At 59.5% G+C, this 24553-nt stretch carries 15 protein-coding genes, 2 tRNA genes and 3 rRNA genes; 4 read left to right on the forward strand and 16 right to left on the reverse strand.

From position 1 onward, the window contains the following. Positions 1-53: 53 nt before the first annotated feature. The 10 genes from NY023_RS21535 to NY023_RS21580 form a co-directional block, all read right to left on the reverse strand. On the reverse strand, positions 54-1043 hold the full coding sequence (locus NY023_RS21535) for an asparaginase (protein ID WP_044047143.1): 990 nt from the start codon (positions 1041-1043) through the stop codon (positions 54-56). Continuing rightward, positions 1040-2194 (reverse strand): hypothetical protein, encoded by a 1155-nt coding sequence (locus tag NY023_RS21540; RefSeq protein ID WP_023660855.1) that lies wholly within the window; start codon positions 2192-2194, stop codon positions 1040-1042. Before NY023_RS21540 ends, NY023_RS21535 begins: the two co-directional genes overlap by 4 nt. Before the next feature lie 10 nt (positions 2195-2204). Beyond that, the gene (locus NY023_RS21545) at positions 2205-3101 is read right to left on the reverse strand and encodes a nitrilase family protein (protein ID WP_013973899.1); all 897 of its coding nucleotides are present in this window, start codon (positions 3099-3101) and stop codon (positions 2205-2207) included. A 144-nt stretch (positions 3102-3245) separates the two neighbouring features. Continuing rightward, positions 3246-5183, reverse strand: a complete 1938-nt coding sequence (locus NY023_RS21550; protein WP_044047144.1) for a flavin monoamine oxidase family protein — start codon at positions 5181-5183, stop codon at positions 3246-3248. 144 nt (positions 5184-5327) lie between these two features. Further along, on the reverse strand, positions 5328-6971 hold the full coding sequence (locus NY023_RS21555) for an acetolactate synthase large subunit (RefSeq protein ID WP_024087633.1): 1644 nt from the start codon (positions 6969-6971) through the stop codon (positions 5328-5330). A gap of 363 nt (positions 6972-7334) precedes the next feature. After that, positions 7335-7450 (reverse strand): 5S ribosomal RNA (gene rrf, locus NY023_RS21560). A 131-nt stretch (positions 7451-7581) separates the two neighbouring features. Further along, positions 7582-10473 (reverse strand): 23S ribosomal RNA (locus NY023_RS21565). 243 nt (positions 10474-10716) lie between these two features. After that, positions 10717-10792, reverse strand: a tRNA-Ala gene (locus NY023_RS21570). Between the two features lie 26 nt (positions 10793-10818). Then, positions 10819-10895 (reverse strand) — tRNA-Ile (locus tag NY023_RS21575). Positions 10896-10980: 85 nt separating this feature from the next. Continuing rightward, a 16S ribosomal RNA gene (locus NY023_RS21580) occupies positions 10981-12517 on the reverse strand. Together the 16S, 23S and 5S rRNA genes with 2 tRNA genes alongside form the textbook arrangement of a ribosomal RNA operon. A 459-nt stretch (positions 12518-12976) precedes the next feature. Between NY023_RS21580 and NY023_RS21585 the strand changes: the two genes are divergently transcribed. Then, positions 12977-13873 carry a formate/nitrite transporter family protein gene (locus NY023_RS21585; protein ID WP_013973902.1) on the forward strand — a complete coding sequence of 299 codons (897 nt, stop codon included), beginning with the start codon at positions 12977-12979 and terminating at the stop codon, positions 13871-13873. Between the two features lie 3 nt (positions 13874-13876). Here the strand turns inward: NY023_RS21585 and NY023_RS21590 are convergent, their stop codons facing one another. Next, positions 13877-14968 carry an MBL fold metallo-hydrolase gene (locus NY023_RS21590; RefSeq protein WP_013973903.1) on the reverse strand — a complete coding sequence of 364 codons (1092 nt, stop codon included), beginning with the start codon at positions 14966-14968 and terminating at the stop codon, positions 13877-13879. A 130-nt stretch (positions 14969-15098) separates the two neighbouring features. Between NY023_RS21590 and NY023_RS21595 the strand changes: the two genes are divergently transcribed. Together NY023_RS21595 and NY023_RS21600 are read left to right on the forward strand one after the other, a co-directional pair. Continuing rightward, entirely contained in the window at positions 15099-16172 is a 1074-nt protein-coding gene (locus tag NY023_RS21595) for a diguanylate cyclase (protein ID WP_024087634.1), read from the forward strand. Between the two features lie 51 nt (positions 16173-16223). Then, the gene (locus tag NY023_RS21600) at positions 16224-18809 is read left to right on the forward strand and encodes an EAL domain-containing protein (RefSeq protein WP_013973905.1); all 2586 of its coding nucleotides are present in this window, start codon (positions 16224-16226) and stop codon (positions 18807-18809) included. A 179-nt stretch (positions 18810-18988) separates the two neighbouring features. Here NY023_RS21600 and NY023_RS21605 read toward each other — a convergent pair whose 3' ends face one another. Both NY023_RS21605 and NY023_RS21610 read right to left on the reverse strand, forming a co-directional pair. Further along, positions 18989-19324 (reverse strand): DUF2025 family protein, encoded by a 336-nt coding sequence (locus tag NY023_RS21605; RefSeq protein ID WP_013973906.1) that lies wholly within the window; start codon positions 19322-19324, stop codon positions 18989-18991. A 123-nt stretch (positions 19325-19447) separates the two neighbouring features. After that, on the reverse strand, positions 19448-20356 hold the full coding sequence (locus tag NY023_RS21610) for a LysR family transcriptional regulator (protein WP_013973907.1): 909 nt from the start codon (positions 20354-20356) through the stop codon (positions 19448-19450). A gap of 112 nt (positions 20357-20468) precedes the next feature. On the opposite strand from NY023_RS21610, the gene NY023_RS21615 reads away from it, so the two are divergent. Beyond that, positions 20469-21227, forward strand: a complete 759-nt coding sequence (locus NY023_RS21615) for an SDR family NAD(P)-dependent oxidoreductase (protein ID WP_013973908.1) — start codon at positions 20469-20471, stop codon at positions 21225-21227. Between the two features lie 39 nt (positions 21228-21266). Here NY023_RS21615 and NY023_RS21620 read toward each other — a convergent pair whose 3' ends face one another. Genes NY023_RS21620 through NY023_RS21630 form a run of 3 tightly spaced genes read right to left on the reverse strand, consistent with a single transcriptional unit; the run spans position 21267 to position 24330 of the window. Further along, positions 21267-22136, reverse strand: coding sequence for an HlyD family secretion protein (locus NY023_RS21620; RefSeq protein WP_013973909.1), 870 nt, complete (start codon positions 22134-22136; stop codon positions 21267-21269). Positions 22137-22148: 12 nt separating this feature from the next. Next, positions 22149-22355, reverse strand: coding sequence for a DUF1656 domain-containing protein (locus NY023_RS21625; RefSeq protein ID WP_013973910.1), 207 nt, complete (start codon positions 22353-22355; stop codon positions 22149-22151). After that, entirely contained in the window at positions 22342-24330 is a 1989-nt protein-coding gene (locus NY023_RS21630) for an FUSC family protein (RefSeq protein ID WP_013973911.1), read from the reverse strand. The genes NY023_RS21625 and NY023_RS21630 overlap by 14 nt, the downstream gene beginning before the upstream one ends. Positions 24331-24553 lie beyond the last annotated feature (223 nt).

Here is a 24553-nt window from a genome sequence, read left to right on the forward strand (position 1 = left end):
GCACAGCAACGCCAGAAGGGCTGCCCGCGCTTACAGCTTTGCGGGCAGATTGCTTAACGTGGCAACCAGCCATGCAGCAGTTGCTGCCTGCCAGTTCCGATCAACAGCCATAGCAGAATGCGACACTTGCGCGGACACAACTGCCCCGCCATATGTACCCCCTTGCTCTGCAGATCGATCTCGGCACCGGCAAAACCGTAAGAGGCCGTGGCTGTTGGGCCACTGCCTGTGCGGGTAGCAACAATCACTGGCAAGGTCGGCGCGAGATGGCCAAGCACTTCGGACCAGCTACCGGAAACGTGGCCGGCACCAAAACCGGCGATGACCAGCCCCTCGTAGCCCAGTGCCGCTGTGGCCTTCAACAACGCCGTATCTGCGTCCAGGCATGCTTCCAGCATTGCAACCCGGTGCTCGGTGCGATGCGGTAACGGCAGCACCTCTCGTGGGCCAAGTGGCTGACGATATACCACAGCACCTTCCACAACATCGCCCAGCGCTCCGCACCCGGGCGATTCGAATGCAGCCATCGCGAGGCTTGCCGTCTTGCGAACCCTTGCAGCACAGTGGACCTGATCATTCATCAGTACCAGAACGCCGCGCCCACGGCTGCCCGGCGCCAGTGCAACCTGCGCCGCAGCCAGCAGGTTGGCCGGGCCGTCGCTGCCCGGCTGGCTGGCCGCGCGCATGGCACCGGTCATTACCAATGGCGCATCGAACGGCCAGAGCAGATCGAGGAAATACGCCGTTTCCTCGAGGCTGTCGGTACCTTGGGTCAGTATCACCGCGTGTGCTCCGCGAGTCACCTCGCCCCGGGCCCAGGCCAGCACCTCGAGCATCGCCGCAAAGCCCAGCGAGGCACTGGGGAGCAGACCCAAAGTGGCAGCTTCAAGCTGGGCCATCTCACGCAGTTGTGGCAACTTGGCCAGTTGTTCATCGCAGTCAAGCTTGGGCATCACCCCGCATTCGCTCGCACTTGCCCGCATGCTCACCGTCCCTCCAAGGCTGGCAATCGACAACTTGGGCAGGTTTGCATGCGCTTTCATACGCCACCTCCAGCAAGCAGCCCGACCAGCGGAACGATCGCCAGTGTGCTGATGGCCATCGACACTACATTGCCGATGTAACCATGCATGTAGGCCGGCAAGCGCTGACTGATGGCCACTGCCAACGGTGGCGCTACCAGCGCGCCCAGCACTGCACTGGCTACGACCACTTGCCAGTCTCCACCGTGGGTGAGCACAGCGGCAGGTACGATAGAGACGATGGGAATGTAAGTGGGGTACCAGCCTCGCGCCTGCCATTGGCGACGCCAGAACACGACTCCCACCAGTGATGCCAGCGCCTGCCCGGCAACCAGCGGTATCAGCAGCTGCGAACCGTAGACTGGCGCAGCGGGGGCCAGCATGTATGCCAGGAACACCCCCAACAGTAGCCCGAGGCTGGCCAGTTCATTACCGAAGAATGGCGCTTCGCTGAAATCGGCCAGTACACGCCGCAAGGTCCAGGCCACACCGTAGTCGGGCTGGGCCGCATCGGATTCAGGTGCGGCGGTCGGGTGGCTGGGCCGTACCCATGATGGAAAGCGCCAGCACAGCATGAACGCAATCACGCTTGCCAGCGCCATGCCACCTACGTTGCCGACTACCACCGGCAACTGCAGGGGATAGCACAGGTAGTTGACCATCAACAGGCTGGCTGGTGTTACCAACAGCGCTCCCAGCAGTGCGCCGGTGATGGTCACCTGCCAACCCGCACCAAACAACAGCACCATGGCTGCTGGCAAGGATACGAAAGCAACGAAGGTTGGTTGCCAGGCGCCACTGGCCAAGGTCCATCCCCACAACGCGTGACTGAGCAACAAGCCCAGCAGCGAACTGGTGAACACCCACGGCCATAGTCCGCTGCCGTAGCAGATGGCAAAGCCGTGCCAGCGATACCCATGCACATGGGCCCAATGCGCCAGGCAAGCTCCCAGTAGCAAGCCCAGGGCGGGCAACTCGTGCTTATAGAAGGCCACTTCGCTGATATCACCAACTATCCAGCGCAGGCGGCTTAGCGGCTGATCGAGCGTCGCGGCCAGTTGCATGTAGTCCGGCCATTGGCCCTGTACAAGGCTGGCTGCCAGCAGCACCAGCAGGCAGGCAAGGATCAACACCGACGAACACTGCCGGTTGGGGAAGAGTAGCGTTTTCATGTGCAACTCCTCAGCGGGGCATAGGTGCATGAAGGCGATAGCCAAGCGTCGCATCGTAAAGGTCGGTGCGCCTGTCTCGCGGCAGGTCGTTGAGGCTGTTCCAGATCGGCGCCGAGCGGGCGCTGCTGAGGTCGACATCGGCGTAGAGAATGCCCTCCTCCTCTGCACTGGCCACCTCGCCGATGGGCCAGCCATTGGTACCGGCAATCAGTGAACAGCCCAGGAAGCGACCACCCCGCTCGCTACCTATGCGATTGGCGGCAGCGATATAGACGTTGTTGGCGTGTGCCGCCGTCATGGTCAGGTAGGACGCCATGCAGCGCCCTGATTCATCGAACAGTGGTGGTGGCGTCCATACCCAGTTGTTCAGGCTGCAGATGATGTCGGCGCCTTGCGCAGCCATCAGCCGCGGCACTTCCGGGAACCAGATATCCCAGCAGATCAGCAGGCCGATACGGCCGATCGGTGTCTCGAACACAGGGAAGCCCAGGTCGCCAGGGGTGAACCAGAGCTTTTCCTGGTTCCACAGATGGGCCTTGCGGTAATGCCCGAGCAAGCCTTGCGGACCGAACAGAATGGCACTGTCGAAAAGTTTCAGTCCCTCACGTTCGGCAAAACCCGCAGCCAGATATACCTGGTACTCCTTGGCGAAATCCGCCCAGGCTTTCAGGCTGCGCCCCTCCTCCAGCGTTTCGGCGTGGGCATAGGCCTCTGCACGCGTGTGGAAGGTGTAGCCGGTGTTGGCCAACTCGGGTAGCACGATCAGGTTGGCGCCTTCACGCGCCGCGCACCGGGCCAATGCCAGGCCCTTGCTCAGGTTGCCATCACAATGCTCCAGCCCGACCTGAGGGTCGTACTGGATGACAGCGATACGTACGGGGCTGACGGGCGTGCAATGTTCAGACATGGCGGCTTCCTTTTATGGTTGTTTTGGAAGGGCGCCAGTAAAGCGGGGTTGGGCGGGGGAGTGACAGTCGGGGAGTTCCTATGGGATCGAAGGACAAGAGAGGTGTTCCAGTAGGAAACTCCCTACAAAAACGCCCGGATGCATCTATTTCCCAACTTGATAATGTGGGTAGTGGTTCAGGCTAAAGCCACCATTGAACGATGCCGATGTTCTGTTGCACAGGTTGATGACCACATCAAGCGCCGTGCGTAAACACGGCTCGGTCCAGCCGGCGTCAACAGAGAAGGACTCTCCAGCCAGATACAACCCTGAGCTGGCACTCAGATCACGGTTGTACTTCATCAAGCTCACTGCATCGTAATAGGTCCCAGCCCGATACAACTTTGCGCAACCAAGCGCGTTTCGATCAGTCATCCAACGCTGTATGCGAATGTTTCGGGTATCGATATAAGGCGATATGGGTTCAGCCACGTTGCTGCAGCTAAGGAGGATCCGATCGAGTTCCTTCACGCACTTGTCGCCCAGTTCTTCATCTGAGAACGCGGCCAGTTTCGTTGCATCGTCTTCCCAGGTGTAACTGAGCAGGATGCAGTCATCAGCGTAATGGTCGTTGTAGCGGTAGGCATAGACATCGTGAACGAAACTGTCAGTGACCAGGATTTGCGGAAAAGCTGGGTTGCGATCCAGGAAGCTCTTATTCAGCGGGGCATAGACCTTGCAGCTTGTCTCCCAGTGAGCATGCTTCCAGGCATCCATGATCGTCTGCGGCAATATCTGACGGCTGAAACCGTCGAGGCGGATGTTGGTTTCGATCAGCCAGGAAGGAATGGTCAAGATCACGCTGTCGAAGTCTTCGTATTGGACGTTCCCCTGCACCGGATCACTGCAATGCCAACGGTATCCGACCCGTACGCGACCATCCTCCAGCTTTTGTAGGGAACAGACCGAAGTGTCAGTCAGTAACCCATCATCTCGTTGCAGCAGGTGGTCATACAGCGAGGAACCGCCCATCCCGACGTCCAGAAACATGAGGCTTTCGTCCATCGCCGCAAGCCCGATATAGGCTGGCCCCTGAAACATCAATCCTTTACTGTCAGGGACGCTGCTGGCTTCAAGATGGGGCGCAGCGTAAGGCACACCGTCCTGGTCAACACGCCCATGCACCAACTGCAAATGACTGCTGAAACCAAAGATTGCTGTACGCAGCGGGTAAAGGCAGCAGACGTCATAAAACGCTCCCCAGCTACCATCTCCAATACCGATTGCATAGAAGATGGCCGACTCGTCGCCACTCATGCCTAGCCCGCCAAAATCACCAGGGGTTGCGGGGTCCCAAGCAGTAAGAGCGGGTAAACGCACCAGATCTCTAAACGATATTCGATGATAGCGCTTGACGATCGCCGACCACATCGACTCCCAACCATAAGTGCCATAAACCGCAGCAATACGCTCGGCGAACTGCTCCGCAAAATGGCGCCATTTATCGTAGACCTGCTGAAGCATCGCAGAAGGGGGTGGTGTCGTTCCTTCGGGATTGCGCCAGACCAACAGCTCAGGGTCTCTCTCACCCTCTAATTGCCCGTCACGAAGATATATTCCAGTGGCATTCACCCAAGGTGTCCCTGGATTTGGAAAATTGGAAATTCGTAGCTCGAACAGCTTGGCGTAATAGGCCATAAGCGAACGCCCATCTTTTGGGGGCTCACCAGTCCTGTTGAAGAACGGCATGCGCATGGCCCCCATTTCAAAAGGGGTTACAGGCTGTTTGTGATTTCCTGCGTTACTCACCAGCGTGAGGTGGCGCCCACCCACACGCCGGGACTGCTCGATCAAGGTGATATGGGTAAAGCCGCAACGAAGCAATTCCCGGGCTGCAGTCAGCCCGGTAACACCAGCACCGACAATACAGATCCGGTGATCCGGCTGAGTGGCGTATGCAACTCCGCCCTCTTGTTCGAGTAGACGGCGATAATCAAAGCAAAGATCAGGAGGGTTAGGGTAACGCGCAGCCCATGGCTTTACGGACAGGGATGGCTCGATAGCCAGATCAGCAGGATGGTTGTGTGTTGAGCCGATGGTCATGGTCTCGTGTTCTCAATGAGTTGGGAACATGAGAATGATCAATCAAGAGATGCGTGAGGAGGTTGTTAATTAGCACCAACTGGCCACCACAGGATCGGGAGGTATCTGTGGTGGCCCGGTTGATGTCAATAAAGCCGTTACACCTTACACCGCCAGCGCGCGCTCACGCAGCTCGCTGTTGAGGATGCGGTCGTTCTCGCTGTAATCGACCGGGCAGTCGATCACGTGCACGCCCGGGGTCTTGATGCAGTGCTCCAGCAGCGGCAGCAGGCCTTCGGCGCTTTCCACGCGGTGGCCGTTGGCACCGTAGGCTTCGGCGTACTTGACGAAGTCCGGGTTGCCGTAGTCCAGGCCGAAATCGGTGAAGCCCATGTTCGCCTGCTTCCAGCGGATCATGCCGTAGCCGTCGTCACGCAGGATCACCACGGTGATGTGCATGCCCAGGCGTACCGCAGTTTCCAGCTCCTGGCTGTTCATCATGAAACCGCCGTCGCCGCAAACCGAGATCACCGGGCGGTCCGGGTGCACCAGGTGCGCGGCCATGGCCGATGGCAGGCCGGCGCCCATGGTTGCCAGGGCGTTGTCCAGCAGCACGGTGTTCGGCTTGTGTGCCTTGTAGTTGCGGGCGAACCAGATCTTGTAGATACCGTTGTCCAGGGCAACGATGCCTTCGGACGGCAGCACGCGACGGATGTCGGCGACCATGCGCTGCGGGTAGACCGGGAAGCGGTTGTCGTCGGCACCTTCGGCGATCTGCGCTTCGTTGGCTTCACGGATCGCCATCAGGCGGGTGAAGTCCCAGTGTGTGGTGTCGGTCAGCGCTTCGCTGATCTGCCATACGGCGTTGGCGATATCGCCAATCACTTCAACCTGCGGGAAGTACACGGCATCGACCTCGGCGGAGCGGAAGTTGATGTGAATGACTTCGGTGCCGCCACGAACCATGAAGAACGGTGGCTTCTCGATCACGTCGTGGCCGATGTTGACGATCAGGTCGGCGGCTTCGACGGCACGGTGCACGAAGTCACCCGACGACAGTGCGGCGTTGCCCAGGAAGCGCGGGTGGCGCTCGTCGACCACACCTTTGCCCATCTGGGTGGTGATGAACGGGATACCGGTCTTGTCGATCAGCTGCTTGAGGACCTTGGCGGTCATCTTGCGGTTGGCACCGGCGCCGATCACCAGGATCGGGTTGCGGGCTTTCTGCAGTTTTTCCACGGCGGCTTCGATGGCCTTGTGCTCGGCCAGCGGGCGGCGGCTCAGGCTAGGCGGAATCGGCAGGCTTTCGGTCTGCTCGGCGGCGATGTCTTCCGGCAGCTCCAGGTGCACGGCACCCGGCTTCTCTTCTTCGGCCAGGCGGAAGGCTTCGCGCATACGGGCCGGGATGTTGTCGGCGGAGGCGAACTGGTGGGTGTACTTGGTGATGGGGGCCATCATGCCGCACACGTCGATGATCTGGAAGCGGCCCTGCTTGGACTTCTTGATCGGCTTCTGGCCGGTGATCATCATCATCGGCATGCCGCCCAGGTAGGCGTATGCACTGGCGGTGACCAGGTTGGTGGCGCCAGGGCCGAGGGTCGACAGGCTGACGCCGGTCTTGCCGGTCAGGCGACCATAGGTGGCAGCCATGAAACCTGCGGACTGCTCGTGACGGGTAAGTACCAGCTTGATCTTCGACTTGCGCAGGGATTCCAGCAGATCGAGGTTTTCTTCACCGGGAATACCGAATACATACTCGACACCTTCGTTTTCCAGGCATTGCACAACGACATCGGCGGCCTTGGCCATCTTGCTTGCTACCTCAAGTGATGGGACGGTGGAAGTCCGGAAATGCGCAGCACGGTACGCTGGCATCGCTCAGCCCGGGGCCAGGAGTGCCCCGAACCAAAGTCTTGACGTAGGGTGGATGCGGGAAAGTCACGTGAATGTGACGGGAATATTGTCGCAACCTGGGTATTTTGCGGTCGGGGTGGGAGCAGGCGTGTCGAGGCATCGAACCGCCGCGAAGCGGGCGACGTGGTGGATGGCACCGGCTATGCCGGTGTTCGCGGGTGAACCCGCTCCCACAGGGACTGCGTATGCCCGGGAATTTTTTCGCCAGAAAGACAAAACCCCTACCTGCATGCGCAGATAGGGGTTTTGCGAAATGAATCTTGACGATGACCTACTCTCACATGGGGAAACCCCACACTACCATCGGCGATGCATCGTTTCACTACTGAGTTCGGGATGGGATCAGGTGGTTCCAATGCTCTATGGTCGTCAAGAAATTCTGTTGCCAGAATGTCCAGATGGACAGCCCAGCGAATTCGGATATGCGATATTTGTGATGTTGCGAACTTTCGGTTGTTTCGTCTTCATCACCGCAATCTGCGCTAGCAAATTGCTTGGGTGTTATATGGTCAAGCCTCACGGGCAATTAGTATTGGTTAGCTCAACGCCTCACAGCGCTTACACACCCAACCTATCAACGTCGTAGTCTTCGACGGCCCTTTAGGGGATTCAAGATCCCAGTGAGATCTCATCTTGAGGCAAGTTTCCCGCTTAGATGCTTTCAGCGGTTATCTCTTCCGAACATAGCTACCCGGCAATGCCACTGGCGTGACAACCGGAACACCAGAGGTTCGTCCACTCCGGTCCTCTCGTACTAGGAGCAGCCCCTCTCAAATCTCAAACGTCCACGGCAGATAGGGACCGAACTGTCTCACGACGTTCTAAACCCAGCTCGCGTACCACTTTAAATGGCGAACAGCCATACCCTTGGGACCGGCTTCAGCCCCAGGATGTGATGAGCCGACATCGAGGTGCCAAACACCGCCGTCGATATGAACTCTTGGGCGGTATCAGCCTGTTATCCCCGGAGTACCTTTTATCCGTTGAGCGATGGCCCTTCCATACAGAACCACCGGATCACTAAGACCTACTTTCGTACCTGCTCGACGTGTTTGTCTCGCAGTCAAGCGCGCTTTTGCCTTTATACTCTACGACCGATTTCCGACCGGTCTGAGCGCACCTTCGTACTCCTCCGTTACTCTTTGGGAGGAGACCGCCCCAGTCAAACTACCCACCATACACTGTCCTCGATCCGGATAACGGACCTGAGTTAGAACCTCAAAGTTGCCAGGGTGGTATTTCAAGGATGGCTCCATGAGAACTGGCGTCCCCACTTCAAAGCCTCCCACCTATCCTACACAAGCAAATTCAAAGTCCAGTGCAAAGCTATAGTAAAGGTTCACGGGGTCTTTCCGTCTAGCCGCGGATACACTGCATCTTCACAGCGATTTCAATTTCACTGAGTCTCGGGTGGAGACAGCGCCGCCATCGTTACGCCATTCGTGCAGGTCGGAACTTACCCGACAAGGAATTTCGCTACCTTAGGACCGTTATAGTTACGGCCGCCGTTTACCGGGGCTTCGATCAAGAGCTTCGCTTGCGCTAACCCCATCAATTAACCTTCCGGCACCGGGCAGGCGTCACACCCTATACGTCCACTTTCGTGTTTGCAGAGTGCTGTGTTTTTAATAAACAGTCGCAGCGGCCTGGTATCTTCGACCGGCATGGGCTTACGGAGCAAGTCCTTCACCCTCGCCGGCGCACCTTCTCCCGAAGTTACGGTGCCATTTTGCCTAGTTCCTTCACCCGAGTTCTCTCAAGCGCCTTGGTATTCTCTACCTAACCACCTGTGTCGGTTTGGGGTACGGTTCCCAGTTATCTGAAGCTTAGGAGCTTTTCTTGGAAGCATGGTATCAACCACTTCGTCGCCTGAAGGCAACTCGTCATCAGCTCTCGGCCTTGAAATCCCGGATTTGCCTAAGATTTCAGCCTACCACCTTAAACCTGGACAACCAACGCCAGGCTGGCCTAACCTTCTCCGTCCCTCCATCGCAATAACTGGAAGTACAGGAATATTAACCTGTTTTCCATCGACTACGCTTTTCAGCCTCGCCTTAGGGACCGACTAACCCTGCGTCGATTAACGTTGCGCAGGAAACCTTGGTCTTTCGGCGTGCGAGTTTTTCACTCGCATTGTCGTTACTCATGTCAGCATTCGCACTTCTGATACCTCCAGCAAGCTTCTCAACTCACCTTCACAGGCTTACAGAACGCTCCTCTACCGCGTCATCAAAGATGACACCCGTAGCTTCGGTGCATGGTTTGAGCCCCGTTACATCTTCCGCGCAGGCCGACTCGACTAGTGAGCTATTACGCTTTCTTTAAAGGGTGGCTGCTTCTAAGCCAACCTCCTAGCTGTCTAAGCCTTCCCACATCGTTTCCCACTTAACCATGACTTTGGGACCTTAGCTGACGGTCTGGGTTGTTTCCCTTTTCACGACGGACGTTAGCACCCGCCGTGTGTCTCCCATGCTCGGCACTTCCAGGTATTCGGAGTTTGCATCGGTTTGGTAAGTCGGGATGACCCCCTAGCCGAAACAGTGCTCTACCCCCTGGAGTGATACATGAGGCGCTACCTAAATAGCTTTCGAGGAGAACCAGCTATCTCCGAGCTTGATTAGCCTTTCACTCCGATCCACAGGTCATCCGCTAACTTTTCAACGGTAGTCGGTTCGGTCCTCCAGTCAGTGTTACCTAACCTTCAACCTGCCCATGGATAGATCGCCCGGTTTCGGGTCTATACCCAGCGACTAAACGCCCTATTAAGACTCGCTTTCGCTACGCCTCCCCTATTCGGTTAAGCTCGCCACTGAATATAAGTCGCTGACCCATTATACAAAAGGTACGCAGTCACCTAACAAAGTAGGCTCCCACTGCTTGTACGCATACGGTTTCAGGTTCTATTTCACTCCCCTCTCCGGGGTTCTTTTCGCCTTTCCCTCACGGTACTGGTTCACTATCGGTCAGTCAGTAGTATTTAGCCTTGGAGGATGGTCCCCCCATATTCAGACAAAGTTTCTCGTGCTCCGTCCTACTCGATTTCATTGACAAGAGATTTTCGTGTACGGGGCTATCACCCACTATGGCCGCACTTTCCAGAGCGTTCCACTAATCTCAAATCAACTTAAGGGCTGGTCCCCGTTCGCTCGCCACTACTAAGGGAATCTCGGTTGATTTCTTTTCCTCAGGGTACTTAGATGTTTCAGTTCCCCTGGTTCGCCTCTTGCACCTATGTATTCAGTACAAGATACTCAGCTTATGCTGAGTGGGTTCCCCCATTCAGAGATCTCTGGATCACAGTCTGTTTGCCGACTCCCCAAAGCTTATCGCAGGCTACCACGTCTTTCATCGCCTCTGACTGCCAAGGCATCCACCGTATGCGCTTCTTCACTTGACCATATAACCCCAAGCAATCTGGTTATACTGTGAAGACGACATTCGCCGAAAATTCGCATGTTGCTCTTTCGAGCAGAACTCACAAATTTTACCTTAGCCTGATTAACCAGCAGTGAAACTGGCCATCAGTCTATATCTATCACATATCCGAATTTTTAAAGAACGATCTGACAAAAGTCAGAAATCAACATTCGAGCTGAATGTTCATTTCTAAGTTCTGACAAGCTACTGCGTACGGCGAAAATGGTGGAGCCAAGCGGGATCGAACCGCTGACCTCCTGCGTGCAAGGCAGGCGCTCTCCCAGCTGAGCTATGGCCCCGTGTATTCTACGGCTGAACCATGTAATGGTAGGTCTGGGCAGATTTGAACTGCCGACCTCACCCTTATCAGGGGTGCGCTCTAACCAACTGAGCTACAGACCTATAACAGGGTCGCGTTACAGCATCGTCTTTTACAATGAATCAAGCAATTCGTGTGGGAGCTCATCAGCAGGCTGATGTCGTCGATTAAGGAGGTGATCCAGCCGCAGGTTCCCCTACGGCTACCTTGTTACGACTTCACCCCAGTCATGAATCACACCGTGGTAACCGTCCTCCCGAAGGTTAGACTAGCTACTTCTGGTGCAACCCACTCCCATGGTGTGACGGGCGGTGTGTACAAGGCCCGGGAACGTATTCACCGCGACATTCTGATTCGCGATTACTAGCGATTCCGACTTCACGCAGTCGAGTTGCAGACTGCGATCCGGACTACGATCGGTTTTGTGAGATTAGCTCCACCTCGCGGCTTGGCAACCCTCTGTACCGACCATTGTAGCACGTGTGTAGCCCAGGCCGTAAGGGCCATGATGACTTGACGTCATCCCCACCTTCCTCCGGTTTGTCACCGGCAGTCTCCTTAGAGTGCCCACCATAACGTGCTGGTAACTAAGGACAAGGGTTGCGCTCGTTACGGGACTTAACCCAACATCTCACGACACGAGCTGACGACAGCCATGCAGCACCTGTGTCAGAGTTCCCGAAGGCACCAATCCATCTCTGGAAAGTTCTCTGCATGTCAAGGCCTGGTAAGGTTCTTCGCGTTGCTTCGAATTAAACCACATGCTCCACCGCTTGTGCGGGCCCCCGTCAATTCATTTGAGTTTTAACCTTGCGGCCGTACTCCCCAGGCGGTCAACTTAATGCGTTAGCTGCGCCACTAAAATCTCAAGGATTCCAACGGCTAGTTGACATCGTTTACGGCGTGGACTACCAGGGTATCTAATCCTGTTTGCTCCCCACGCTTTCGCACCTCAGTGTCAGTATCAGTCCAGGTGGTCGCCTTCGCCACTGGTGTTCCTTCCTATATCTACGCATTTCACCGCTACACAGGAAATTCCACCACCCTCTACCGTACTCTAGCTCGCCAGTTTTGGATGCAGTTCCCAGGTTGAGCCCGGGGCTTTCACATCCAACTTAACGAACCACCTACGCGCGCTTTACGCCCAGTAATTCCGATTAACGCTTGCACCCTCTGTATTACCGCGGCTGCTGGCACAGAGTTAGCCGGTGCTTATTCTGTCGGTAACGTCAAAACAGCAAGGTATTAACTTACTGCCCTTCCTCCCAACTTAAAGTGCTTTACAATCCGAAGACCTTCTTCACACACGCGGCATGGCTGGATCAGGCTTTCGCCCATTGTCCAATATTCCCCACTGCTGCCTCCCGTAGGAGTCTGGACCGTGTCTCAGTTCCAGTGTGACTGATCATCCTCTCAGACCAGTTACGGATCGTCGCCTTGGTGAGCCATTACCTCACCAACTAGCTAATCCGACCTAGGCTCATCTGATAGCGCAAGGCCCGAAGGTCCCCTGCTTTCTCCCGTAGGACGTATGCGGTATTAGCGTTCCTTTCGAAACGTTGTCCCCCACTACCAGGCAGATTCCTAGGCATTACTCACCCGTCCGCCGCTGAATCAAGGAGCAAGCTCCCGTCATCCGCTCGACTTGCATGTGTTAGGCCTGCCGCCAGCGTTCAATCTGAGCCATGATCAAACTCTTCAGTTCAATACTGCTTGGGTTTTTAAGAAACCCTAAACTTGGCTCAGCAATCTCAAATGACTATGTGATTTCTCGCATGGCCACTTGTGATGCTGATAATCTTTGTGACTATCAGTCCGTACTCACAAGCACCCACACGAATTGCTTGATTCGATTTGTTAAAGAGCGTTTGGTTAAGAGCGTTTCGTCTCAACCGAGGCGCGCATTCTACGCTTTCCTCATTTGCTGTCAAGCGTCTATTTTGAAGTTTTTTATAACCGATTTCTTTCGAAACCCTTCAACTTCAACAACTTACCGCTTGCCTCGAAGCGTTCAACGCTGCGAGGAGGCGAATAATACGCGCTTTGAGATCAGAGTCAACACCTTGATCTGAAAAAACTTTCTGCCAGCGTTTTACCTTCGTCGGCAACTAATGAAAGCGCCGCGAATCTGTAGAGAAACACCACCCAACGGAGCGTAGCGGCCATGAGCGATGCGCAAAGCGAGAAAACCCCGGGCCTGTCGGCGAACGAGGAGCAGGAAGTCAGCCTTAACCAACCGCCCCGCGCGGCAGTGCTGCACGAGATCATTCGTTACCAGGGCGACCAGGAACTGGAACGAACACTCGCCGCACTGTGGTGGTCGGCTCTGGCCGCAGGCTTGTCCATGGGGTTGTCGCTCATGGCCATGGGGCTGTTCTACGCACGCCTGCCGGAGGGGGACAGTGCCCAGGTTATCGCCAGCATCGGCTATAGCGCAGGCTTCCTTGCAGTGATACTGGCGCGTCAGCAGTTGTTCACCGAAAACACCCTGACCGCCGTGTTGCCGGTAATGACGGCCCCCACCCTGGCCAACTTCGGGCGCCTGCTGCGCCTTTGGAGCGTGGTACTGCTTGGCAACCTCGCCGGCACCTTGCTGGTGGCCTGGGTAATGCTGGAGCTGCCGATCTTCGACAGCAAGACCGACGTGGCCTTCCTGGAGGTTGGCCGCAAGGTCATGAAAAACGATGTCAGCCAGATGTTCGCCAAAGGCATCGTATCGGGGTGGATGATCGCCACCATGGTCTGGATGATCCCGTCGATGGAACATGCCAAGATCTGGATCATCCTGATGATCACCTATCTGATGGCCCTGGGCGACTTCACCCATATAGTGGTCGGCTCGGTCGAGGTGTCCTATCTGGTCTGGGCCGGCGATGAAACCTGGAGCAGTTTCTGGCTGGAGTTCGCCCTGCCGACACTGGCGGGCAACATCATCGGCGGCAGTTTCATCTTCGGATTGATCAGCCATGCACAGGTGCGCAGCGACAGCGGCAAACCGCCCTCACGGCTACTGAACGAGGACCAGCCACCCTCCCCGCGCCGCAACAACGGCAACAAATGAACCTCAGCGTGCCGCTACAACGCGCTCGTTTGCCTGGCCGCGCTGACGCACAGGCCGTGGCTGCCACCAGTTCTGCCCGGCGTGCGGAGAGTCAAGGCTGACCCGCTCCCCCATCTGCGGGGTGCTCAGGCGCACTTGTGCCTGGTTGGCCAGCGCCAGGATGCGTTCGAACGGTTCCTGCCAACCATGGTTGGACAGGTCGAAAGTGCCGTTGTGAATCGGTAACAGCCAACGCCCGCGTAAATCCAGATGGGCCTGCAGACTCTGCTCCGGCTGCATGTGCACATCGGGCCAGGCGACGTTGTAGGCCCCGGTCTCGATCAAGGTCAGGTCGAACGGCCCGAAGCGCTCGCCAATCTGCTTGAACCCATCGAAGTAGCCGGTATCGCCACTGAAGAATACCCGCACATCCTCGTCGACGATCACCCACGACGCCCACAAGGTCCGGTTGCTGTCCAGCAGCCCACGCCCGGAAAAGTGCTGAGCCGGGGTGGCGACAAAGCGTACGCCCTCGACCTCGCTTTCCTGCCACCAGTCCAGCTGCCGCACCTTTGCCGGTGCCACGCCCCAGGTAATCAGCAAGTTGCCTACGCCCAGTGGGGCCAGGAACACACTTGTTCGCGGTGCAAGTTGGCGAATCGCCTGTTCGTCCAGATGATCGAAGTGATCGTGGGACAGTACCACCGCAGCCAATGGCGGCAATTGGTCCAATGCCAAGGGTGGCGCATGGAAACGCAGCGGGCCGGCCCACTGCACTGGCGAGGCACGCTCGGCGAATACCGGGTCGGTAATAAAGAAGCGCCCACGCAGCTTGAGCAATACCGTGGAATGGCCCAGGCGCCAAAGGCTTCGGTCGGGCGCATCGAGCACCTGCTGGCGGGTCATGGGCTGGAGACTGACCGGTGTGGCCGGCCGGGTTTGCGGCGGTTTGCGCAGGAACAGGTACTTGAGCCCGATGCGCAGCTTCTTCAATACGCCATCCTGTGGCAACGACGCCTGGTTGTGAAAACGCCCTTCCCGCTGTGGCGCCGGCTCGCCGGCGGGGTTGGCCAAAGGGACCATCAGCAACACTCCGAGCAACAGGAAAGCCTTCATGCTACCCCACAGTGATCGGATCAACCATGAATTGGCTTGTAAGGTCATTTTTCGTCGATGAAACACTGTTCAACAATATTCATGCAAGTTATGCGATAAACGGTGCTTCAGCGGAAGAACGATGATCAAGATGGATAAACGCAGCGGCAAAGGACTTTCATTCGCCAAACGCATCTACCTGCCGCGGGTCATCGGCCTGGGAATCGGCCTGTTCAGTGTCATGGCCGCCATGGCGCCGCTGTCACCGCCCACCTGGGCATGGCTGCTGGTACTGTTCAATGGCCTCTTGTGGCCACATGTGGCCTACCTGTGGGCAGCCCGTTCGGCCACGCCCTACCAGGCAGAACAGCGCAACCTGGTTCTGGACTCCTTGATGGGTGGGTTCTGGACCGCCGCCATGCATTTCAATCCATTGCCCAGTGTGACCGTGCTTTCGATGATGACCATGAACAACGTCGCCGCCGGCGGCAAACGCATGGTCGTTCGCGGGATGCTGGCCCAGTTGGGCGGCATGCTCGTCGCCATATTGTTGCTGGGCCCTGGCCTGCAACTGAACGCCACGCCCCTGCAGGTCTATGCCTGCCTGCCGATGCTGACGCTCTACCCACTGGCGCTGGGCTGGGTCTGCTACCAGCTGGCGATCAAGCTGGCCGACCACAAGCGCCGACTGAGTACACTGAGCCTCACCGACAGCCTGACCGGCCTGCTCAACCACGGTGCCTGGAAAGACCTGCTGCTGCTGAAGTTCCAGGCCTGCCAGCAGCAAAAGGGGCACGCGGTGATTGCCCTGATCGACATCGACCACTTCAAGACCATCAACGACACGTTCGGTCACGTTGTCGGCGACTGTGTGCTGCGCCAACTCGGCGCCGAGCTGCGGCACAGCCTGCGCGAAGGCGACCAGGCCGGGCGCTACGGCGGTGACGAATTCTGCGTGATCTTGCCGGATACCAGCGAAGCCGAAGCGTGCCTGGCCATGGAGCGCCTGCGCGAGCGGGTCGCCAGCTACCGCAACCCGCAGTTGCCGCACCTGCGCATCAGCCTGAGCATCGGCCTTTCGGCATTCGAGGCCGACCTGGAGTCACCCGAGCACTGGCTCGAGCAGGCGGACAAAGCGCTGTATACCGCCAAGCATGCCGGGCGCGACCAGGTCAATTTTGCCCGCAGCGACGCTGCAACGCTCAGGCTGGCCTATCCTGATTGAACCTCCTTCCTGACTAACTGGCGGGAGGCTGTCTGAAGGAGCCGCTCGCGCATGGCCAGGACCGCCAACCTTCCAACCGCCAGCCCCACCCCGCGCTTCCAGGTGCGTCGCTTGATTGCCGGCTTCAGCGCAGTTTTCGGCCTGGCTTGCCTGGTCATCGTCGGCGCCCTGTTCAATATCGCGGGTACTCTTGACCATCAGGAGCGCCAGCGCAGCGCCTCGCAGGCATCCAAGGCGCTGGAGCAACGGTTGCTCGCATCGCGCCAATTCCTGTCCAGCTACGCCGTATGGGATGCTGCCTTCGAACACCTGGCGGGGCAGGCCGACTGGAAATGGGCCTACGAAGAAAAGAACGTGGGCGAGTCGCTGTACAGCGCCAGCGGCTATGAGGGAGTGTTCGTGGTGGAGGACGCACGCACCACCTACGCCTTGTTCAGAGGCCAGCCTACCCAGGCGGCGGCCAATACCTATATCGATGCAGCGCTGCAGCCAATCATCGACCAGGCCCGGGCAGCGGCCATCCCCCGTGAACAGATCACCCGTTTCGTCCTGTTCAACGGTTGGCCGGCCGTGCTCAGTGCTGCGGCGGTGCGCCCGGACCGGGATGTCACCGAGAGCGAGGTCAGCCAGGCGCCGGTAATGCTGTTTGTCGACCAGCTCACCGAGGACAAGCTGGCGCAACTGAGCAGCGGTGCCGGCCTGAGCGGTATGCACGTGGAGAAAAATGATGTGGGCGAGCACGGCCACCTGCGCATCGACCTCGGCGATACCGGCTACCACCTGTCCTGGAGCAGCCCGCTGCCAGGGCACCAGTTGCTGCGTGCTGTGTTGCCCCCGCTGTCGGGAGCCTTGCTGATACTTGGCCTGGTCATGCTCTACCTGTTCCGTCATGCCTTGCGCAGTTCGCGCGCGATCGACCTCACGCTCGCCCACCTTCAGCAGAGCAACCAGGCTCTGGAGGCCAGCGAACAGCGTTTTCGCGCGGTGGCTGAGTCGGCATCCGACTGGATCTGGGAAACCGATCGGCAGCAACGCCTCACCTATCTGTCACAACGTTTTGTCAACGTTACCGGTTACCCTGTGGACGACTGGCTCGGCCACCCGCTCAATCAGTTGCTGGCCTGCGATACCACGCCGCTCTCGCCGTGGCTGGATGCCCTGGCCGCGGCCGACCCGCAACAGCTGGCCAACCTGCGCTGCACCTACCGCGACCAGAATGGCCAGAACCGCTACTGCCGCATTTCGGCCCGCGCCATCTGGTACGACGACAAGCCCGTCGGTTTTCGTGGCACCGCCAGTGACATCACCGACGAAGTCGATGCCCATGCACGCATCCAGCACCTGTCGCTGCACGACCCGCTGACCGGCCTGGCCAACCGCAACAAGCTAGCCCGCCACCTGGAACAGGCGCTGTTACGTGGGAGCGACTCGCCACCACTGACCTTGCTGCTGCTGGACCTGGACAACTTCAAGCCGATCAACGACTCTCTCGGCCATGCCGCCGGTGACGCGGTGCTGCAGGAGGTAGCGAACCGCCTGCGCGACACTACCCGCGACGGCGACCTGGTCGCGCGTTTGGGCGGCGACGAGTTCCTCCTGGTGCTCAGCGGCATGGACAACCGCAGCGAGATCGACCGTTTCTGTGCGCGCCTGATCAGCCTGCTGCAGCAACCGATCGCCTTCGATAGCCAGACCCTCCATGTTGGCGCCAGCATCGGAGTCGCCCAGACCCGTACCCAGGGCTTCGATGCCGGCGAGCTGATCCGCTGCGCCGATATCGCCCTGTACCAGGCCAAGGCCGACGGCAAGAGCACCTGGCGCTATTTCGCTGCCGAAATGAACCAGCAGATCCAGTACCGCCGCCAACTGGAGAACGACATGCGGCGAGCCCTGCGCAACCAGGAATTCGAGCTGCACTACCAGCCGCGCTACCGCCTCAGCGACCTGCGCATCGTCGCAGTCGAGGCCTTGCTGCGCTGGCAGCATCCGCAGGAAGGGTTGCTGGGGCCGGACACCTTCATCCCCTTGGCCGAACAGAGTGACATCATTGTCGCGCTGGGCCGCTGGGTGTTGCGCGAAGCCTGCCGCACTGCCCATGACTGGCCCGCCGATGTTCTGGTCTCCGTGAACCTGTCACCTGCGCAGTTCCAGCGCAGCGATGTGGTGGCGGATGTACGCGAGATCCTGCTGGAAACCGCTTTCCCCGCACAGCGCCTGGAGCTGGAAATTACCGAGAACGTGATGCTCAATGACATCGAAGGCGCACTGGGCACAATGCTGTCGCTCAAAGAGCTGGGCGTTCGCCTGAACATGGACGACTTCGGCACCGGCTACTCGTCGCTGGGCTACTTGCGCACCTACCCGTTCGACAGCATCAAGATCGACAAACGCTTCATCGGCGGGCTGAACAACACCGCTGGCAGCGACCGCGCCGTGGTCCAGGCCATCATCAACCTGGGCGAAGCGATGGGGCTGACGGTGACGGCCGAAGGAGTGGAAAGCGAGCAGCAGCTCAGGGCACTGCAGAAGGACCGTTGCCATGAAGTGCAGGGCTATTACTTGAGCCGACCGCTGGACAGTGCGGGGCTCGAGGCGTTGATGCAGCAGGCATCCCAGCGCTCGGCGCCCTACCTGTAGCGCGTGGAGGTAACTGTCTAGTGCAGGTTTGATACTTGCACACCCCCTGTGGGAGCGGGTTCACCCGCGAAGAATGCAACGCGGTATATGGCACCGGCTTCGCCGGTGTTCGCGGGTGAACCCGCTCCCACAGTGATGGTGCAGGTTTTCGGTATTCGAGCGAGGCAGTTACTCCGCTATTACAGAGCGGAGTCCCGCTGCAAGCTGCGTTCAGCCACGATTTCCGGCAGGTCGCGCCGGCGCAGGTAGGTGCGCAGCGGTTCACCGATGTTCAAACGGTCATCCACATGCTGCTCCAGCAACAGCGCCAGCCGTTCGCGGCAAAGAGCCATGCGCTGCCCTTGCTCGGGCCGCCAGACAAACTCGCTGCAGGGCGTGATGCTGGCATCGGCCACGTCCATGCCGAAAGAGTCTTCGGAAAAACGCACGATATGCACGCCGCGCTTGCCATGAAAACCGACGAAGCCCTTGAGCTGGTCGGCAGCGTTGCAGATGTCCTGTGAAGTGATGGCCATGACGTAACCTCGCAATGAAATCGGAAGATACGCACGCCAGGCGGGAAAGGGTTGCCTCTACCGGACAACTCGTGACTGGCAGCCTAACGCAAGCCATCACACAGGCGCCACGGTTTTCATCGATCAGCAACCACCGTCAACCTGTGAATGCAGCACCTCGCCCAACCATTGCATGAAGGCCTGCACCCGGCGTGGCACATGCCGCTGCCGGGCATACAACAGTGACACGGGCATGGCCGGGGCCTGCCAGCTTTCCAGTACCGAAACCAGCTCACCGCGCTGCAGGTGCTCGGCCACGCCCACCGCCGGCACCTGGATCAGCCCCAACCCGGCCAGGCAGGCCGCCGAGTAGGCCTCGGCATTGTTCACTGTGACCACGCCGGCCATGGCCTGGAAATGCAGTTCACCGTCCTGCAGAAATTCGAAACCGGCACTACGCCCCCCCAGAGTGCGCACGTAATGCACCAAGTGATGCTCGGCCAGGTCCTGCAGCGTGCGCGGCACGCCGTAGCGTGCAAGGTAGGCAGGGCTGGCACAGTTGCGCATGCTCAGTTGGCCGACCGGGCGCGCCACCACATCCAGGTCATGCAGGGCACCAATGCGCATCACGCAATCGAAGCCTTCACGCAGCAGGTCGACCTGGCGGTCGGTACAACTGAGCTCCACCTCCAGGCGCGGGAAGCGCTGCAGAAACTGCGGCAACGCCGGGATGATGACCCGGCGGGCCATCATTGTCGGCAAATCGACGCGCAGGCGCCCGGCCAGCTCGGCATCGTCGGCGCGGAACAAGCCCTCGATTTCGTCCATGCCCGACAGCAGGTCCTTGCTGCGCTCGTACAGCAAGACGCCATCCTGGGTCGCCTGTACCCGGCGGGTGGTGCGGTTGAACAGCTGCGTACCCAGCAAACGCTCGAGCGCCCTGACCTGCTCCGACACAGTCGAACGGGGCAGCCCCAAGCTCTCGGCAGCCAAGGTGAAACTGCTGACCTCGCAGACCCGAACAAAGGTGCGCAACAATTCCAGCTTGTTCAATTCAGCCCTCGTCTATCCGGTTTTACCGAACAGTATTTCCATATTCGCTGGATTTAACAGCACCACACCGACCAATAACCTGTGCTCATCAGCCCACCATGAGGTTTTCACCATGACCCGCAAGATTGCCCTGATCACTGGCGCCAGCCGCGGCCTGGGCCGCAACACCGCAGAACACCTGGCCGCACGCGGCATCGATGTCATCGGCACTTACCACAGCAAGGCGGAGGAAGCCCATGCCGTCGCCGCCCGGCTGGAGCAGGCCGGGGTCAAGGCCATCATGCTGCAACTGGACGTCAGCGACAGCGCCAGCTTTGCCGGTTTCGCCGAATGCCTCGGCGCAACCCTGCAGCAACACTTCGGCCGCGAGCGCTTCGACTTTCTGGTGAACAATGCCGGGATCGGATTGAACGTGCCATACACCGAAACCAGCGAGGCACAGTTCGACCAGTTGCTGAACATCCAGCTGAAGGGTCCGTTCTTCCTTACCCAGCGCCTGCTGCCGTTGCTGGTCGACAATGGCCGCATCGTCAACATTTCCACTGGCCTGGCGCGCTTTGCGCTACCGGGGTATGCCGCCTATGCCGCGATGAAGGGGGCGATGGAGGTGCTGACCCGCTATCAGGCCAAGGAACTGGGAGCACGTGGGATTCGTGTGAACATTCTGGCGCCGGGGGCGATCGAGACCGATTTTGGCGGCGGCGTGGTGCGGGATAACCGACAGGTTAATGAATACATTGCCGGCAACACGGCGCTGGGGCGGGTGGGCTTGCCGGATGATATCGGGGCAGCGATTGCGCTGTTGCTGGAAGATGGCAACGGCTGGATCAACGGGCAACGGCTGGAGGTTTCGGGCGGGATGTTCCTCTGAAATCGAGGATCTGGGGCTGCTTAGCAGCCCCTTTGGCCCTCACGGCCGACTCTGCTCCTCATGCACCTGCACACTGGCTGTCATCCCCGCACTCAGGGTCACCCCCTCCGGCACCTGGTCCAGGCGAATCCTTACCGGTATCCGCTGCGCCAGTCGCACCCAGTTGAAGGTCGGCTCGACCTCCGGCAGCAACTGGCTGTCGGGGTTGCTGTTGCGGTCGGTGATACCACGGCTGATGCTTTCTATATGCCCTTGCATCGGTTCGCCCGCGCCCATCAGCCAGACCTTCACCGCATCCCCCACACGAATGCGTGGCAGCTTGGTTTCCTCGAAATAGGCCTGGATATAGAAGGTTGAATCGTCCACCAGGGCCATCACCGCCTCCCCGGTATTCACATAGTTGCCCTCGGCCAGGCGCAGGTTGGTGATATGCCCGCTGCGCGGCGCCCGCACTTCACTGCGCGCCAGGTTGATTTTGGCGACCTGCAATTGTGCCTCGGCCTCATGCAGCTCACCGCGGGCGATGGCCGCATTGATCTGGGCGTTTTCCCGCAATTCGGCACTGATAGCCTCCGGCCCAAGTGCGGTACGCCGGGCCGCTTCACGCTCGCGCAGGCGCAGTTGCTGGCTGCGGGTTTCGGTCACCGCGCTGGCTTGGTCGAAAGCAGCCTGGAAGCGTTCCCGGTCGATGCTCATCAGCAGGTCGCCGGCCTTGACCTGCTGATTGTCACGGGCCTTCAGTTCGCGCACCCAGCCGGACACATCGGGGGCGATCACCACCACATCGGCGCGCACACGGGCATCGCGGGTCCAGGGGGTGAGCATGTAGTACTGCCACAGCTGATAGCCGGCGAAGACGGCAAGGGCCACCACACACAAGGTGACCAGGGTACGTACGGCCGCACGCATCGAAACACTCCTTTATAACGCTCCCAGCAGTCGCACTACCAGGAACAACACACAAACGAACAACGCCGCATCGAACAGCGCTTCATGCCAGATCCAGCGCCCCAACGGCGTGGCCTGCACCACCAGACGCAACACGCCGGTAAGCACCAGCGCCATCAACACATAAACCAGGAAAGGGCTGAACAGCACGCCGCCCAATTCCCACTCACGCAACCCCATGGGATTCCTCCTGCCAACGGCACCACTTGCCCCAGCTTTTTTGCAGTTGCAGCACCGCCCCTTCGGCCAACCGCAGCGGATCGCTGGAGGGTAGACGGCGCAAGGCGCCAATGAACTGTTCGCTTGCGGCATCCAGGCTCTGCCCACGCCCTGGCGCCGGCCCTTTGGCCAGCACTGCCTCTACCTGCTGCAGGTATTCGCGCTCGGCCCGTCCCAACGGGGCCTTGGCGACCGCCAGGCACATGCGCAAATGCACCAGTTCGTCGCCGATATCCAGGCCGTGCAGGCCGTCGTCCCAGCGCTTGCGTTCGCTCTCGGGCAGGTCGCCGGCATGCCGCGCCAGTTGCATCAGGCGGTCGGCCATGCGCCCGCCAAACCAGCTGTCGGCCCCGCGCAGGTCGCGCCGGGTCAGGCGCACCAGGTCATTCTGGGTCGCCGCGCGCAGGCGCTGGCCCAGCCAGGCCGGGTGGCGAAACACCAACAAGCGGAAGGCCATCACCGCCGCCGACACACCCACCAGCATGGCCAAGGCACTGTTGAGCATGGTGGCCACGCCGAACTGCATGGCGTTGAGCGGCGACACCAGCACGATGAAATGTAGGCAATAAGAAGTAGCCGTGGCCCCGGTCCGCGGGTGAGCCATGCCCAGCGCACCAAGAAACAGCGGCACCCCCATGCCCAGGCAGAGCATGGCGAAGCTGCTCCATTGCGGCAGCAGAATCTGCCCGACCAGAAAAGCCGCCGGTATTGCCAGGAGGATCCCTCGTAAAAAGCTCAGGCCGATCTGCGCACCATTCTCGCGGCTGGCGAACAGGCTGCAGACCACACAGGTCAGCACCAGGCCACCCGGTGCCGAAGGCCAGGCGGTGGCCAGCCAGAAACCACTCATCACCAGAAAGGCCAGCGCACTGCGTGAGCCGAACAGCAAGGCCAGCGACCAGTCGCGGTGCGCAGCCAGGCCCTGAGACACATCCTTGGGCGCCCTGCCCGCCTCCACATCCTCCAGCGCCTGGCTGGCAGCCATGGCGTAATCCAGCAGCAGTGCCATGCGTGCCAGGCAAAAGTGCTCCGCCGGGCTGATCTGATCATCGTGGGCAGCATCCCAGATGCGTTGGCGCAGAAGCAAAAGGCTCGGCTGATCGGGCTTGCCCAACAGTGCGCGCACCTCCTCCAGCCAGGGCGCCAGGCGTTCGGCCTCGCCCTCATCAAGTTGCCGCCACTGGCGGCGCACCGAACGGGAAATGCGCAGCAGCACCATCAGTTTCTGGCTCAGGCCGCGAATGGCACGAGCGCGCTGGCGCCCGCGGTTGCCTTCGAACCAGGCGTGTTCGCGTTGGCTGTCGATGGCAACGATACGCCCCAGGCTCTCCAGCAGGCCTTTGCGCGCCTCGTCTTCACCGCCCAGCATGGCACTGGCGGCCTGCAGGCCGTTCTGCCAGGCCTGACGGGCCTGCCCGCCCAGTTGCTGCTCTACCCGCATGGGCCAGAGCAAGGCGCTGCTGGCGGTGGCACAGAAGATACCCAGGCAGATCTCGGTACAGCGCGCCACGGCCTGGTCGAACACCTGCAACGGGTGATCGATGGCCGGCAGGGCAATGATCGCCGCCGTGTAGCCTGCCAACACGAAGGCATAGGCCCAGGCGCTACGCAACTGGGTGGAGGCGGCAGTGCACAGGGCCAGCCACAGGGCCAGGGTGAGCAGGAACAGACCGGGGGTCTGGGCAAACAGACCGATGAACAGCACCGACATAAACGTGCCGACCAGGGTGCCGGCCAGCCGCGCCAGGCCCTTCTGCACCACCATGCCTGACAACGGCTGGGCGACGATGAAAGCGGTCATCAGGGCCCAGGACGGTTGCTCCAGGCCCCAGCGCATCGCCAACCACAGGGCGAGGCCGCCACCGAGCAGGGTCTTGATGGCGAACTTGAGGGCGAGGCTGCTGGGAGCGAACAGGGCCTGGAAGGTGATGGGCACGAGACGGACCTTGAAGGGATGGTCTTGTAGAAAGATAGACAATGGTGGGAAGGATAAAGCGGAAACGATTAATTAGCTAGCTAATCATCTTTGTTATGGACAGCTCTCCTGTGCTGCCCTCTTCGCGGGCACGCCCGCTCCCACATGGGACCGCGCACAGTCCGAATCCTGTGAAGTCATTGTGGGAGCGGGAGTGCCCGCGAAGAGGCCGGTACAGGCAACA

Origin of the sequence: Pseudomonas sp. NBB, assembly GCF_032701105.1 — a bacterium.
Classification (GTDB): Bacteria; Pseudomonadota; Gammaproteobacteria; order Pseudomonadales; family Pseudomonadaceae; genus Aquipseudomonas; species Aquipseudomonas asiatica.